At 60.3% G+C, this 14884-nt stretch carries 14 protein-coding genes; 6 read left to right on the forward strand and 8 right to left on the reverse strand.

Features of this window, described 5'->3' with window-relative positions:
• Positions 1-34 precede the first annotated feature (34 nt).
• Positions 35-1423 (reverse strand): CmpA/NrtA family ABC transporter substrate-binding protein, encoded by a 1389-nt coding sequence (locus tag BM315_RS10355; RefSeq protein WP_090500583.1) that lies wholly within the window; start codon positions 1421-1423, stop codon positions 35-37.
• Between the two features lie 471 nt (positions 1424-1894).
• Complete coding sequence (locus BM315_RS10360) at positions 1895-2245, reverse strand: transcriptional regulator (protein WP_090500584.1); 351 nt, start codon at positions 2243-2245, stop codon at positions 1895-1897.
• Between the two features lie 198 nt (positions 2246-2443).
• Here BM315_RS10360 and BM315_RS10365 point away from each other — a divergent pair, with 198 nt between their 5' ends.
• Positions 2444-2830 carry a hypothetical protein gene (locus BM315_RS10365; protein ID WP_090500586.1) on the forward strand — a complete coding sequence of 129 codons (387 nt, stop codon included), beginning with the start codon at positions 2444-2446 and terminating at the stop codon, positions 2828-2830.
• A gap of 66 nt (positions 2831-2896) precedes the next feature.
• Here BM315_RS10365 and alaC read toward each other — a convergent pair whose 3' ends face one another.
• The 5 genes from alaC to acnB form a co-directional block, all read right to left on the reverse strand.
• Positions 2897-4138 carry an alanine transaminase gene (alaC, locus tag BM315_RS10370; protein ID WP_090500588.1) on the reverse strand — a complete coding sequence of 414 codons (1242 nt, stop codon included), beginning with the start codon at positions 4136-4138 and terminating at the stop codon, positions 2897-2899.
• A 185-nt stretch (positions 4139-4323) separates the two neighbouring features.
• Positions 4324-4902, reverse strand: a complete 579-nt coding sequence (locus BM315_RS10375; protein WP_090500590.1) for an ANTAR domain-containing response regulator — start codon at positions 4900-4902, stop codon at positions 4324-4326.
• A gap of 19 nt (positions 4903-4921) precedes the next feature.
• Positions 4922-6133: a CmpA/NrtA family ABC transporter substrate-binding protein gene (locus tag BM315_RS10380; RefSeq protein ID WP_090500591.1), complete on the reverse strand. Its 1212-nt coding sequence runs from the start codon at positions 6131-6133 to the stop codon at positions 4922-4924.
• Positions 6134-6333: 200 nt separating this feature from the next.
• Positions 6334-6543, reverse strand: coding sequence for a YgdI/YgdR family lipoprotein (locus BM315_RS10385; protein ID WP_090500593.1), 210 nt, complete (start codon positions 6541-6543; stop codon positions 6334-6336).
• A gap of 133 nt (positions 6544-6676) precedes the next feature.
• A complete protein-coding gene (acnB, locus tag BM315_RS10390; RefSeq protein ID WP_090500594.1) occupies positions 6677-9286 on the reverse strand; it encodes a bifunctional aconitate hydratase 2/2-methylisocitrate dehydratase in 2610 nt (869 codons plus the stop codon).
• A gap of 551 nt (positions 9287-9837) precedes the next feature.
• Between acnB and BM315_RS10395 the strand changes: the two genes are divergently transcribed.
• The 3 genes from BM315_RS10395 (at position 9838) to BM315_RS10405 (ending at position 12110) form a co-directional block, all read left to right on the forward strand.
• Positions 9838-10314 carry a DUF1289 domain-containing protein gene (locus BM315_RS10395; protein ID WP_090500596.1) on the forward strand — a complete coding sequence of 159 codons (477 nt, stop codon included), beginning with the start codon at positions 9838-9840 and terminating at the stop codon, positions 10312-10314.
• A gap of 346 nt (positions 10315-10660) precedes the next feature.
• Positions 10661-10963, forward strand: coding sequence for a hypothetical protein (locus BM315_RS10400; RefSeq protein ID WP_090500598.1), 303 nt, complete (start codon positions 10661-10663; stop codon positions 10961-10963).
• 190 nt (positions 10964-11153) lie between these two features.
• Positions 11154-12110: a L,D-transpeptidase family protein gene (locus BM315_RS10405; protein ID WP_090500599.1), complete on the forward strand. Its 957-nt coding sequence runs from the start codon at positions 11154-11156 to the stop codon at positions 12108-12110.
• A gap of 128 nt (positions 12111-12238) precedes the next feature.
• Here BM315_RS10405 and oprI read toward each other — a convergent pair whose 3' ends face one another.
• On the reverse strand, positions 12239-12490 hold the full coding sequence (oprI, locus tag BM315_RS10410) for an outer membrane lipoprotei OprI (protein ID WP_090242095.1): 252 nt from the start codon (positions 12488-12490) through the stop codon (positions 12239-12241).
• A 501-nt stretch (positions 12491-12991) separates the two neighbouring features.
• On the opposite strand from oprI, the gene BM315_RS10415 reads away from it, so the two are divergent.
• Both BM315_RS10415 and BM315_RS10420 read left to right on the forward strand, forming a co-directional pair.
• Positions 12992-14368, forward strand: a complete 1377-nt coding sequence (locus tag BM315_RS10415) for a GntP family permease (protein WP_090500601.1) — start codon at positions 12992-12994, stop codon at positions 14366-14368.
• A gap of 202 nt (positions 14369-14570) precedes the next feature.
• Positions 14571-14852 (forward strand): GNAT family N-acetyltransferase, encoded by a 282-nt coding sequence (locus BM315_RS10420; RefSeq protein WP_090500603.1) that lies wholly within the window; start codon positions 14571-14573, stop codon positions 14850-14852.
• The last annotated feature ends 32 nt before the right edge of the window (positions 14853-14884 follow it).

Raw genomic sequence — 14884 nt, forward strand, 5'->3', positions numbered from 1 at the left:
AAGGGAGCCGGCTTGGCGGCTCCGGGAGTGACAATTAGATTTGCGTGTCGCCCTTCAGACCGATCTCGAACTGCTCGAGATAGGCATTGGGCTTGCGACCGTCGTAAGGCACGCCGTCGATGGTGTCGGTCAGCGGCGCACGGAAGCCATCGTCATCGGCCGGCGGGAAATCGCTGGCCGCGAACTTGCCTTCTGCCACCAGTTCGGCGGCCGCCTCGCGGTAGATCGCCGGCAGGTAGACTTTCTTGGCCATCTCCAGGTACCAGTTGTCCGGCTTGGCTTCGGCGATCTGGCCCCAGCGGCGCATTTGCGTCAGGTACCACACGGCGTCGGAGTAGTAGGGGTAGGTGGCGTGGTAGCGGAAGAACACGTTGAAGTCCGGAGTCTCGCGCTTGTCGCCCTTCTCGAACTCGAAGGTGCCGGTCATGGAGTTGGCGATCACCTGGGCGTCGGCGCCGACGTACTCGGGCCGGGAGAGGATTTCCACGGCTTCCTGGCGGTTGGCGTTGTTGTCGGCGTCCAGCCATTGGCCGGCGCGAATCAGCGCCTTGACCACGCGCTTGTGGGTTTCCGGGTTGGCTTCGGCCCAGCTCTTGGACACGCCGAAGACTTTCTCCGACATGTTCTTGCGGATGGCGTAGTCGGCGACTACCGGTACGCCGATGCCCTTGAACACGGCGGCCTGGTTCCACGGCTCGCCGACGCTGTAGCCGTGAATGGTGCCGGCCTCCATGGTGGCCGGCATCTGCGGCGGCGGGGTCACCGAGAGCAGCGCCTTGGCGTCGATCTGGCCGCTGATGTCGCCCTTGTGCGGGGCGTAGTAACCGGGGTGGATGCCGCCAGCGGCGAGCCAGTAACGCAGCTCGTAGTTATGGGTGGAAACCGGGAACACCATGCCCAGGTTGAACGACTTGCCGCCGGCGTTGATCTTGTCGATCACCGGCCTCAGGGCATCGGCCTTGATCGGGTGAACCGGCTTGCCACCTTCCATGGGCACATGCTGCTTCATCTCCTCCCAGACCGCATTGGAGACGGTGATGGCGTTACCGTTGAGGTCCATGGTGAAGGCGGTGACCACCTCGGCCTTGGTGCCGAAGCCGATGGTGGCGCCGATCGGCTGGCCGGAGAGCATGTGCGCGCCGTCCAGTTCGCCGTCGATCACCCGGTCCAGCAGCACCTTCCAGTTGGCCTGGGCTTCCAGGGTGACGTAGAGGCCTTCATCCTCGAAGAAGCCCTTTTCATAGGCGATGGCCAGTGGCGCCATATCGGTCAGCTTGATAAAGCCGAACTTCAGCTCGTCCTTCTCCGCCTCGGCTGCGAGGGCGATCTGCAGGCTCAGCGGCGACAGCAGCATGACCGCGGCACAGCCGAGGCCAGCCAGGGTTTTTTTCAGTAGCGAACGGCGAGTGGTGGAGTTACGCATGGTGGTTCCTCAAGTCCCAGAAACGAAAAAAGACGTCGCGGACAGCCCAACCAGTAGTTGGCCGAGTGTCGTTGACGTCTTTGTCAATTCGTCCCGATCACCGCCGTTGGCGACCCGAAGACGTGTGTTGGTGTCTTGAGGTGATATAAGCAAGGGGCTTGCCAGGTTTGCTCGGTGATCGCCGTAGCAGGTTTGACGCATGCCTTTGTGGCAGCTGGGACGAGTCTGTAATGGTAACAATATATGATATAAATCAATGATTTATGGTGTGTATTAAATCCTGTTTGTTGTTTGTGTTGCCGGTTCGAAGACGGCGATATCGAGCAGCCAGCCCCCCCAGCGCTCTGCAGCTTCTGAACCATTGGCGTGCATGCATCCAGATGCCTTGAGCGCTATTGGTTCGGTTTTCAACCACGGACGCTGAGGCGACAGGGCCGGCCATGGGCGGCGAACAACAGCGGTCTGATCAGCTCATACGACCCGGCGGCAACTTTCCAGCCTCCTGGTGCAGGGGCCGGAGTGTGCCTGCGTCTCCTCGACAAACTCCTTCAGCCACTTGAGCACGTCAACGGCCTCCCAGCGCGCCGGGTCGAACATGGCGTAGGCAAGGCCCTGATAGCCCACCACATCCAGTTGCCTGTGATAGCCGGCACGCTGCAACAGGGCTTCGATTTCGGCGAAGCAGGTATTGAAGTGCACGCGGGTGAAAGGCGTTCGACCCTCGGTGACAATGCCCTCCAGATGCAATTCGGCGACTGTCGCGCGGACTTTTTCCAGTGGCATCCGGTTCACGCTGTGTTTCAGTTGCAAGACGTCCAGCATGGTTGTGCTCCCGATTGACGCTGTGGGTTGCCAGGTGTCGCTGCCGCGCAGACCTGACGAATGGTTGAGACAAGCCTAGCTAAAAATACTGTACAAATAAACAGTATTCGGCAATAGTAAAGCCAAGACCCATCTCGATCACCCCTGCCGGTTGTTGCAACGCCAACGGCTGTCGGGACTGCAGAGGAGCGACCAGTAATGCAACAGATGCTGATGACAATCGTGTTATCGGGGCTGCTGGCAGGCTGTGCCCAGCCGCAGATGGAGCAACCCAAGGCCAATGGCTCTTATCTGGTGATCGAAAACAGCCAGGCCTGGGCGGTGCTGGTCGCGGATGGCAAGCGGGTGGAGGAGCGCGGCACCGTGGTGGATGTGATCAAGCGTCAGCATGCTGCAGTTGCCGCCAGCTATGTGATCGAAACGGCCAATTGCGGGCGGGTGCAATGGTTGACCCAGCGCGCCGATGCTGCGGACGGCGCCACCACCCTGATGTTGCTGCACGACAATCAGCAACTTGGCGACGCCGGCTGCGTGATTGGCGAAGGACTGACGCGCGTGTGGACGGTGCTGGATTATTCGGGCTGAGGCGAGGGTTTGCCAGGTGGGTGCCGCGAAAAAATTTCGCGGCACCCACCCAGGGTGACAGCTGGCTTAGCTAGGCGGGGCCTTGCGCGGTTTGCTCGGCACTGGCGCTTGAATCAGGCCATCTGCCCGGAACATCGCCTTGATTCCGCGCACGGCCTGGCGGATGCGATCCTGGTTTTCGATCAGGGCAAAGCGCACATGGTCATCGCCATAATCGCCGAAGCCGATGCCGGGTGAGACGCAGACCTTGGCATCCAGCAGCAGCTTCTTGGCGAACTCCAGGGAGCCGAGCTGGGCATAGGCTTCGGGAATCTTGGCCCAGACGTACATCGAGGCTTTCGGATTCACCACCATCCAGCCGATCTCATGCAGCCCCTTGACCAGCACATTGCGGCGCTGGCGGTACTGCTCGGCGATATCGCGCACGCACTGCTGATCGCCCTCCAGGGCCGCGATGGCGGCGACTTGCAGCGGCGTGAAGGTGCCGTAGTCGTGGTAGCTCTTGATCCGCGCCAGGGCGTTGACCAGTTCCTTGTTGCCGACCATGAAGCCGATACGCCAGCCGGCCATGTTGTAGCTTTTCGACAGGGTGAAGAACTCCACGGCAATGTCCTTGGCCCCCGGTACCTGCATGATCGAGGGCGCCTTCCAGCCGTCGTAGACGATGTCGGCATAGGCCAGGTCGTGGATCACCAGCACGTCGTACTGCTTGGCCAGGGCCACCACGCGCTCGAAGAAATCCAGCTCCACGCACTGCGCGGTGGGGTTGGAGGGAAAACCGAGGATCATCATCTTCGGCTTGGGAATCGACTCGCGGATGGCCCGCTCCAGCTCGGCGAAGAAATCCACGCCGGGGATCAGCGGCACCGAGCGCACCTGGGCGCCGGCGATCACTGCGCCGTAGATATGGATCGGATAGCTGGGGTTGGGCACCAGTACGGTGTCGCCATGATCCAGGGTGGCGAGCATCAGGTGTGCCAGGCCTTCCTTGGAGCCGATGGTGACGATGGCTTCGCTTTCCGGATCGATCTCCACGTCATAACGATCCTGGTACCAGCGCGAGATGGCGCGGCGCAGACGCGGGATGCCACGGGAGGTGGAATAGCCGTGGGTGTCGTCGCGCTGAGCGACCTGCACCAGCTTCTCGACGATATGCGGTGGTGTCGGGCCGTCGGGGTTGCCCATGCTGAAGTCGATGATGTCTTCGCCACGGCGGCGGGCAGCCATCTTCAGTTCGGCGGTGATATTGAAAACGTAGGGGGGGAGTCGATCGATGCGCGCGAAGCGGCGCGAAGCTTGGTCAGCCATGCTTTCCTCGAAAACGTAAGCGCCCGGAACCGTCCGAGCGACGTTGGCCAGTGCGCTGGCCAGGTGGCGAAGATAAGCGGGAAGGGTAGGGGCTGTCGAGAGGCAGGAAGGCTGGGTATGGGTAACTTGGCCAGCCTCCCCGCTTTTACTTGCAGCTTATGGCTTGCAGCTTGTCGCTGGCGGCTTCAGCCGCCCAACATATCGTGCATGGCGATGATCTGTTCGGCGACCTGCAACAGCTTCTGCTGTCGGCTCATGGCCTGACGGCGCATCAGAGTGTAGGCCTCTTCCTCGTTGCAGCTTTTCATCTTCATCAGCAGGCCCTTGGCCAGTTCGATGCGTTTGCGCTCGGCAAGCTGCGCGTCGCGGGCCTGCAGTTGTGCGCGTAGCGCCTGATCGCTCTCGAAGCGGGCCATGGCCACATCGAGGATGGGTTGCAGGCGTTGGGCGTGGATGCCTTCGACGATATAGGCGCTGACTCCGGACTGGATGGCCTGGCGCATTACGCCCGGGTCGTGTTCGTCGGTGAACATGACGATTGGGCGCGGTTGGTCGCGGCTGACCAGCACCACTTGCTCCATCACGTCGCGGCTGGGGGATTCGGTGTCGATCAGGATCACGTCGGGACGTACTGCCTCGACGCGTTCGGGCAGGTCGATGGTCAGCCCGGACTCGTCTATCACTTCGAAGCCGGCTTCGATCAGGGCGGTTTTCAGGCGGCCGACCTTCTTCGGGGTGTCGTTGATCAATAGGATGCGCAGCATGGGGTGAATCTCCGGGCAATTACAGGGCGACAGCGTCGCTGTCGGCCAAGGCGTGGAGGGTAAAGCTGCGGGCATAGCCAGCCGGATCTGAGCCATCCCAGGTCCTGCCATCGAGCAGCGTGGCACTGCGCTGTTCGGCCGGTACCCTGATATTCAAAGCCTCCGCCGCTTGGCGGTAGAGGTCAAGCTGTTGCACCTGACGGGCGATAGCGTGGTAATCGGGATCGTCGCGCAGCAGGCCCCAGCGGCGGAACTGGGTCATGAACCACATGCCGTCGGAGATGTAGGGCATGTTGACTGCGCCGTCAGCGTGAAAGCGCAGCGGATGCGTATCCAGCCAGGCATGACCGAGGCCGTCCTGATACTGACCGAGGAAGCGGGGCTGGATGGCGCTCAGTGGTGCATCCACATAGTCGCTGCCACTGAGCAGTTGCGCGGTGCTGCGCTTGTTCTCTTCATTCTCGTCAATGAAGCGGCTGGCCTCCAGCACGGCCATCACCAGGGCGCGCGCGGTATTGGGGTGTTGCTCGACAAAGGCGCGGGTACAGCCGAGTACCTTTTCCGGATGGTCCGGCCAGATCGACTGGGTGGTGGCCAGGGTGAAACCGAGGTTCTCATCGACCGCCTGGGCGCACCAGGGCTCGCCGGCGCAGAAACCGTCGATGCGCCTGGCTTTGAGATGAGCGACCATTTGTGGTGGCGGCACCACTACGCTGTCGACATCGTGGAGTGGGTGAACTCCCTGGCTGGCGAGCCAGTAATACAGCCACATGGCATGGGTGCCGGTGGGCAGGGTCTGGGCGAAGGTCAGTCTTGCGCCTTTTTGGTGCGCGCGCAGATTCAGTGCGTCGCTTGTGGTCACCCCGGCGAATTGCAGGGCATGCGACAGGTTGATGCTCTGGCCGTTCTGGTTCAAGCCCATCAACACCGCCATATCGGTAGCAGGTGCACCACCAAGGCCGAGTTGTACGCCATAGATCAGGCCGTAGAGGCTGTGCGCCGCATCGAGTTCACCGCTGAGCAGTTTGTCGCGCAGGCTGGCCCAGGATGCCTGGCGCTGCAAATTGATGGTCAAACCATACTTCTCGGCAAACCCCTGAGTGGCGGCGACAATCACCGAGGCGGCATCGGTCAGGGCCATGAAGCCCAGATTCAGTATGCGTTTTTCCGGTGCCGAGCTGCCGGCAGCCCAAGCCTGTCTATCGATACGGCTATTTTCATCTTCGCTCATGGCGCTTTTCCCAGATCAACACAAAAAGATGCCGCGCCAATGCTTGAATGACCCAGCGATTGGCGCAACACCATTGTCTATCAAGCCGCTTCCGCCGTTGGAAGGGTTCTGTTGTCAGGAACCAAGCAAGTGGTATGCCACTACGCAATAGGGCGGCGGAACCATGGCTGGCGCAATAGTGGCAGTGTGGCGGGTTTGACTCAGCGCTCAAGCATTTGCTTGATGTTGCCTTGCGGGATCTGCTGCTTGCGGCCCTCGCTGTCGGTGAATTCGATCATTCCAGTGTCTTTGTCCAGGTGAGGCTTGCCATCGCTGGTCAGCATCTGGCCATCGGTGGTGGTGATGATGTATTCGCTGCTGCAGCCTGCCAGGGTGAAAGCGCACAGAGCTGCGATTAGCCAGTTTTTCATGCATTTCTCCTGATGCCGTAAGTGTGTTCGTTGATATTCCTATTGAAAAGGTAGCTGCTGGGTATTCGCCTGCAAGAGCTTCAGAAAAGAAAAAGCCCCGCACTGGGCGGGGCTCTTCTGACGCGGGTAACGCTTAGGCTTGAACGACCGGGATCTGGGCGTTGGCCGCGGCTTCACGGAACTCGGCGATCTGGTCGAAACTCAGGTAGCGGTAGACGTCCGCTGCCATGGTGTCGATTTCCTTGGCGTAGACCATGTACTCCTCGACGGTCGGCAGGCGACCGAGGATCGAAGCTACCGCGGCCAACTCGGCCGAAGCCAGGTAGACGTTGGCGCCATCGCCCAGACGGTTGGGGAAGTTACGGGTCGAGGTCGAGACCACGGTGGCGTTCGCCTCAACGCGTGCCTGGTTACCCATGCACAGCGAGCAGCCCGGCATTTCCATGCGCGCGCCGGCTTTGCCGTAGATGCCGTAGTAGCCTTCTTCGGTCAGCTGATGCTGGTCCATCTTGGTCGGCGGCGACAGCCACAGACGAGTCGGCAGAGTGCCTTCGACTTTTTCCAGCAACTTGCCGGCCGCGCGGAAGTGACCGATGTTGGTCATGCACGAGCCGATAAAGACTTCGTCGATCTTCTCGCCCTGAACCGAGGACAGCAGACGGGCGTCGTCCGGATCGTTCGGTGCGCAGAGCACCGGCTCGTTGATCTCGGCCAGGTCGATTTCGATGACTTCGGCGTACTCGGCGTCCTTGTCGGCTTCCATCAGTTGCGGATCGGCCAGCCAGGCTTCCATCGCCTGGGCGCGACGTTCCATGGTGCGGGCATCGCCGTAGCCTTCGCTGATCATCCAGCGCAGCAGGGTGATGTTCGAGCGCAGGTACTCGGCGATGGCCTGTTCCGGCAGCTTGATGGTGCAACCCGCAGCGGAGCGCTCGGCAGAGGCGTCGGACAGCTCGAAAGCCTGCTCCACGGTCAGCTCGTCCAGGCCTTCGATCTCGAGGATGCGGCCGGAGAAGATGTTCTTCTTGCCTTTCTTCTCGACGGTCAGCAGGCCTTTCTGGATGGCCACGTAAGGGATGGCATGCACCAGGTCACGCAGGGTGATGCCCGGTTGCAGTTTGCCCTTGAAGCGCACCAGTACCGACTCCGGCATGTCCAGCGGCATTACGCCAGTGGCAGCGGCGAAGGCGACCAGGCCGGAACCGGCCGGGAAGGAGATGCCGATCGGGAAGCGGGTATGCGAGTCGCCACCGGTGCCGACGGTGTCCGGCAGCAGCATGCGGTTCAGCCAGCTGTGGATGATGCCGTCGCCAGGACGCAGGGACACGCCGCCACGGGTGCGGATGAAGTCCGGCAGGGTGTGGTGGGTGGTGACGTCGATTGGCTTCGGGTACGCGGCGGTGTGGCAGAACGACTGCATTACCAGGTCGGCGGAGAAGCCCAGGCAAGCCAGGTCTTTCAGCTCGTCGCGGGTCATCGGGCCGGTGGTGTCCTGGGAACCGACGGTGGTCATCTTCGGTTCGCAGTAGGTGCCAGGGCGCACGCCTTGACCTTCCGCCAGACCGCAAGCCTTGCCGACCATCTTCTGCGCCAGGGTGAAACCCTTGGTGCTGGCGGCGGGTGGCTCAGGCAGTTTGAACAGATCGGTTGGGCCCAGGCCCAGTTCGGCACGGGCTTTGTCGGTCAGGCCGCGGCCGATGATCAGCGGGATGCGGCCGCCGGCACGGACTTCGTCGAGCAGGACCGGGGTCTTCATTTCGAAGGTGGCCAGCACCTCGTCGGTGCCGTGCTTGCAGACTTTGCCAGCATGCGGGTACAGGTCGATCACGTCGCCCATATGCATGTTGGAAACGTCGAATTCGATTGGCAGGGCGCCGGCATCTTCCATGGTGTTGTAGAAGATCGGCGCAATCTTGCTGCCGAAGCAGAAACCACCAGCGCGCTTGTTCGGCACGTTGGGGATGTCGTCGCCGAAGAACCACAGCACCGAGTTGGTGGCGGATTTACGCGAGGAGCCAGTGCCGACCACGTCGCCGACGTAGGCAATCGGGAAGCCTTGGCCGCGCATGGCTTCGATCTGCTTCATCGGGCCGGTTACGCCTTGCTCGTCCGGCACGATGCCGTCACGGGCCATTTTCAGCATGGCCAGGGCGTGCAGCGGGATATCCGGGCGCGACCAGGCGTCTGGAGCCGGCGACAGGTCGTCGGTGTTGGTTTCGCCGGTGACCTTGAATACGCGCAGGCTGATCTTGTCGGCCAGGGTCGGGCGGTTCTTGAACCACTCGCCGTCAGCCCAGGATTGCAGCACGCCTTTGGCGTGAACGTTGCCGTTCTTGGCTTTTTCCGCGACGTCGTGGAAGGCATCGAACATCAGCAGGGTGTGCTTCAGTTGCTCGGCAGTCACGCCAGCCAGTTCGCTGTCGTCGAGCAGCTCGACCAGGGTGGCGATGTTGTAACCGCCTTGCATGGTGCCGAGCAGTTCGACGGCGTGTTGCTTGCTGATCAGTGGGGAAGTGACTTCGCCTTTGGCAACGGCAGAGAGGAAACCGGCCTTGACGTAGGCGGCTTCGTCGACGCCTGGCGGCACGCGGTTGGTGATCAGGTCGAGGAGAACGGCTTCTTCACCGGCCGGCGGGTTTTTCAGCAGCTCGATCAGGCCTGCGGTTTGTTCGGCGTTCAGCGGCTGGGGCACGATACCCTGAGCGGCACGCTCTGCTACATGTTTGCGATAGGCTTCAAGCACAGTTATTACCCTCATCAGTGGTCCCAAAGGGTTGTCCGGGACGCGATCCAGAAAACCCTGAACCAGGCGCTTCGTGGCGTTGTGGGCCGCTCAGCCGAGGTTTCAGGGGTTTCTTTGCAGAAGCTGTTTTCAAAGTTTTACGCCGGCAGGACGGCTTGATGAGGGCTGGCGCAGACACTTGAAAGGGCGTTCCAGGTGCCTGTGCCAACATCGTACCTGCAGGATCTACTGTGCTCGTGACGCTTTGAAAACAGCTTCCAACGGACATTGGCGCCTATAAAAGGCGGGCCGATTCTACTGGAAAGCTCGGATAAAGTTAAGCTAAAGCCCCGCGGCGCGCAGGCCGGGCAAATATCCGGTTTAAGACGGACAGGTGCTGGGAAAATCGGCGAAAAGCTTGATTTTCATGCGGTTAGGACGCTTGTCCGGCCTTTTGTCCATGCCGCAGCCAGGCGCGCGGTAGTGTCCAGTCAGCCCGTCGACAAGGGTGAACTGACTTAGACAAAGGGCTAACATGCCAGCCTTTCCGTTAGCATGTACCCATCTTCGCCATGCCCAACCAGCGCATCAAAACCCCATGTGTCGGCCTCTGCTCCACTGTCTATGGTGACCTGGTGTGCCGTGGCTGCAAGCGCTTTCACCATGAGGTGATCAGTTGGAACGGCTATAGCGACGAGGAAAAATACGCAGTCTGGCTGCGCCTCGAGGTGCTGCTGGTGCAAGTGATGACGGCAAAGCTGGAGGTCTTCGATGACGCGCGCCTGCGCTGCCAGTTGGAGCGGCGGGGGATTCGTTTCGTGCCGCGGCAGTCGCCTTATTGCTGGGCCTACCAACTGATTGCCCGTGGTGCACGAGCGATCAACCAGCTGCAAGCCTACGGTATTGTGTTGTTGCCCGAGTTTCGCGACTGGACCTTGCCAGAGTTGCGTGATGCCATCGATCGCGAGTTTTTCCTGCTCTCCGAGGCCCATTACGAGCGCTATATCGCGCCGAAATTCATGCGTGAGGGCTTGTTGCCTCGCCTCTGATTAATCGTATGCAGCCAAAGGCGCCGTCTCTACCGCTGGTTCGTGCGGGCAGTCTGGCCCGGTGCAGGCCGGAATGCCTCGGTGATCCTGATCGATGGAGCGTGCCGGGTCGGGGGGAATGGGCTTGCCATATTGGCCTGGGCGATTGTCTCCCTTCTTTCTCGAACTGGCTGGAAGTGGCCCGAAATGCTGCTGCGTGCTGGCATGTATTAGGGCCACCTTCGGCGTCGCTGCTCAGTCGATACTCCTGTAGAACGCTCTGGTGAGCACCGTCAGGCGCTGCCTTGATAGGCTTTTCCGCAGGCAGCCTTTCGGCTAATGTGGCGCCCCCGCCTAGGAGTCATCAATGCCGCGTTCTGCCTGGTCCTTGTACGCCTATCAACTGATCGAACCGGATGAGCAGCTTGACCTGTTCGCCTGTCGTGAGGTGCGCGTGCATCTGGTCGCGCGTCAGCTCGAGTTGGGTGGCTTTGCCGATCGTACTTTGTGCGGTGGGTTGTTGCCGGCGCAGCCGCTCTGGCGCGAGCTGGACAAGACCAGGCTGCGCGACGCGCGCCTGTGTTCGGCATGCCGTACTACCCTCGACGCGCATCGCCGTGGGCAGCGGTCGCTCTGGCCTGAGCATCCCGCTTGCTATGACCGCCGCTGACGTTGCGTGGTGCGCCTTGCCGTGAGCACCTGGATACGGCTAGGCGCGACGGCGTTCGATATTTCACCGGCTGAGCGGTTGTGAGATCACTTTCGTCTTGCTGTGCCCAATCTCGGCACATTGGATATTTTCACAACCGATGTACAATTACCCGGTTATTTGTCAGCCATTTTTTGTCAGGGATTTCCGGATGTTGCCGCGCCTTTCTATAGTCGCCCGTTGCTTGCCGCTTTGCGCGTTGCTCGGCGCCAGCTCAGTCTCTGCCATGGAGTTGCCTTTGCCGCCGCCCGGCGAGGATATTGTCGGTCAGGTGCAGGTGATCAAGGCCAGGTACGAAGATACCTTTGCCGATCTTGGCGTGGCCAACGATCTGGGTTATCTGGAAATGATCGCGGCTAACCCCGGGGTTGATGCCTGGCTGCCGGGTGAGGGTACGGAAATCATCCTGCCCACGCGTTTCATTCTGCCTTCCGGGCCGCGCGAGGGGATTGTGATCAACCTTGCCGAGTACCGCATGTATTACTTCCCGAAAGGGCAGGACGTGGTGCACACCTATCCCCTGGGTATTGGTCGCGAAGGCTGGAGCTCTCCGGTGACCGATGCGCGTATCACGGCTAAAACGCCGAACCCGGGCTGGACTCCACCGAAGTCGATCCTCGAAGAGCACGCTGCCGATGGCGATCCGCTGCCGGCTTATGTGCCGCCTGGGCCGAATAACCCGCTGGGACCCTACAAGATGTCATTGTCGACCCCCGGTTACCTGATCCATGGCACGAATAAGAAATTCGGTATCGGTATGCGCGTCAGCCACGGCTGTTTCCGTATGCTCAACCATAACGTGCTGCAATTGGCCGACATGGTGCCGGTCGGCACGCCTGTGCGGATCATCAACGAGCCATACAAATTTGGCTTGAGCAACGGCAAGGTGTACCTGGAGGCGCATGCGCCGCTTGACGACACAGGCGAGTCCTCCATCGTTGACAGGCATGCGGCGGTTATCAATGCGCTACTCAAGCGCGAAGAGCTGGGCGGTCTGCGACTGGATTGGGATATGGTGCGCGAAGTGGTGGCCGCTGAAGATGGACTGCCGGTGTCTATTGCCGAATCGGGCGTGACCGTAGCCGCTAGTGGCGTCGACGATATCTGATTGCCGGAAACCGACCAGAAACCGCTGCGCGGAAACGCCGGCGGTTTTTTTATGGGTGCGCCCGGCCGGGCCACCATAAAAAAGCCGATCCTGTTAAGGGATCGGCTTTAGTTAGCCTTTTAGGGCTATTACTTGCGGCTGGCTTTTTCCAGCATACGCAGAGCGCGCTCATTGGCTTCGTCAGCAGTTTGCTGAGCCTTCTGAGCAGCTGCCATAGCGTCGTCAGCCTTGCGATAGGCTTCATCGGCACGGGCTTGAGCACGAGCAGCAGCGTCTTCGGTAGCGGTCAGACGTGCTTCGGTTTCTTTGGACATGCTGCTGCAACCGGTAGCCAGAACAGCGGCCAAAGCCAGAGCAGAGAATTTCAAAACATTGTTCATCGTGTTCCCCTTGAGGTGGAGTTATCCATAAAAGCAATTTCCAGACAGTAGGAAATTAGCCGGCGTACATACTACCCATAACTTTTAGTAAGTAAATGTAGGCGGTGCAAGCGCAGCATGTTTTTTTCATGTTGGCCGAGGACGTAGTGTCAAGTTGTGCTGCGCTGTATGAAAAACATACGGTTTTCGTTGTTTCTGCAGCCTCGCGGAGTTTGCTGCTATAACACGTCACGCCATCGCGACGGCGGTGAAGCCGCTGACCCGGGGCGGACTTGCTGCGAAAGTCTGGATGTCAGCTGCTTTTTTGTCGAGACGGTTAAAGGGGGGGCTTGCTGCGGTTGTTGCAAACAGGGCGTCCGGGCAGTCGTGGCAAGCGCTGGATTTCATCCTGCGCATCGGGCTTGAGTGAGCGGCATTGCGTTGGGGCCGGGGTGTGGCTGCGCGAGCATGCGCTGCAGTTCAGCATGATCGATAGGCACAAGAATTAATGGAGGTTGACAGATGCTTGGGAATGCGGGGTTGCTGGTTGGCTTGGGCTTACTGATTTTCATGGCGCTGCGCGGAGTGAATATATTCATCGCGGCCCTGTTCTGCGCCCTGATGGTGGCGCTGAGCAATGGCTTGCAAGCCCCCCAGGCGCTACTCGAGCATTTTCCTTTCGGTCCGTTGGGTGCCTTTACCTTTGCCGGTAAGTTCTTCGTGCTGTTCCTCTGTGGCGCCATCTTTGGCAAGGTCATGGCTGCGAGTCAGGCGGCCAGCAGCATTGCCCAGGCGATTACGCGCAGTCTCGGCATTAGTCGGACCCTGTGGGTCACCATGCTGGTCTGTGCAGTGTTGACCTATGGCGGGGTGGTGGTGTTTGTAGTGATTTTTACCATGTATCCCCTGGGTATCACCTTGATGCGTGAGGCCAACCTGCCCAAGCGTTTGTTCTGTGCCGCCACGGCGTTGGGCGCCGGTACCTTCACCATGACCGCTATGCCGGGTACGCCCTCGATTCACAATGTCATCGCCGCCAGCGCCTTGGGCACCGATCTGTTTGCCGGTGCCTGGATTGGTGTGGCAGCGAGCGTGTTGATGGTTGTGTTGGGCATGGCTTACGTTCAGCGTGAATGGCGCCTGGCGCGCGAGCGCGGCGAGGGTTTTGCGGCCAATGCACAGGATTTACGCATGGAACAATTGGCCAGTGCGCCGGGTTCCGGGCCGCATTGGGGGCTGGCTGTCGTACCTATCCTGGTGGTGCTGGGCGTCATCATACTGCCGCGCGTGCTGCTGCTGAGTGGCGCGATCGCCCCGGGACAGGGCCTGCTGGGTCAGTTGCTGGGCTTCAGTCTGCAGCAGCCGATTCTCTGGCCGAGCCTGGCCCTGGTTTTCGCCACTGGGATTGCGGTCATGCTGTTCGCTGGCTTGCGGAGCAATACGCTCGCGCTGCTCGGCCAGGGGGCCGACGATGCGATCATGCCGCTACTGAACACAGCTGCGGTGATCGGCTTTGGTGGCGTGGTCACCCAGACCCCCGGCTTTGCCCAGTTTGCCCAGTGGGTTCTGACGGTGGATTTGCCGCCGCTGTTGTCGATTTTTGCCTCGGTCAGCGTGGTTTCGGGGATCGTAGGTTCTTCCTCCGGCGGTTTGCAGATATTCATGCAGACCCTGGCGCCGAAATACCTGGACATGGGCGTCGAGCCCGAAGTCCTGCACCGTATAGCCAGTATCGCCTCGGGTGGCTTTGACTCGCTGCCACACTGCGGAGCAGTGATTGCCATGCTGATGATCATGGGCTTGACCCACAGGCAGGCTTACAAGGATATTTTCATCGTGACGGTATTGATTCCGGTGATCGCTGTGCTGTTCTGCATCGCCTTTTTGAGTGTGTTCTAGCTGTCCGGATAGTCGGCATGCCTGCATACGCCCCCCCCCCCGCTTTTAACTGAAAAGGGCATCCGGGGGGGGCATGGAATGCCGGTCAATGCCCACGATTACGCCCGCAAGGGCGATGATGGTGCAATGTCAAGGTCGCTTCGCTTGGAAAATATCGTTAAGGTGCGGGTATGGTTTGCAGGTTATTTTTAGAGGAGTTGCGATGAGCGAGGTGTTGTCCATTCACCATGACCTTGTGGGTCATCAGTTCGAGACCACAGTGGATGGTGATCGTGCGTACCTGGCCTATATGGATTTGGGCAAGCAGACCCTGGACATCTATCGCACCTTCGTGCCGAACACCTTGCGCGGTCGTGGTATTGCCGCGGCATTGACCGAGCATGCCCTGCAGTACGCGGAGCGCATGGATTATTCGGTGATTCCCTCGTGTTCCTACGTCGAGCGTTATATGGAGCACCGTCAGCGCCATAGAGCCAAAGGCTGAGGTAGATGTTTGCGAAAACGCCGGGCAGAGCC

The organism is Pseudomonas borbori, from assembly GCF_900115555.1.
GTDB classification, from domain to species: domain Bacteria; phylum Pseudomonadota; class Gammaproteobacteria; order Pseudomonadales; family Pseudomonadaceae; genus Aquipseudomonas; species Aquipseudomonas borbori.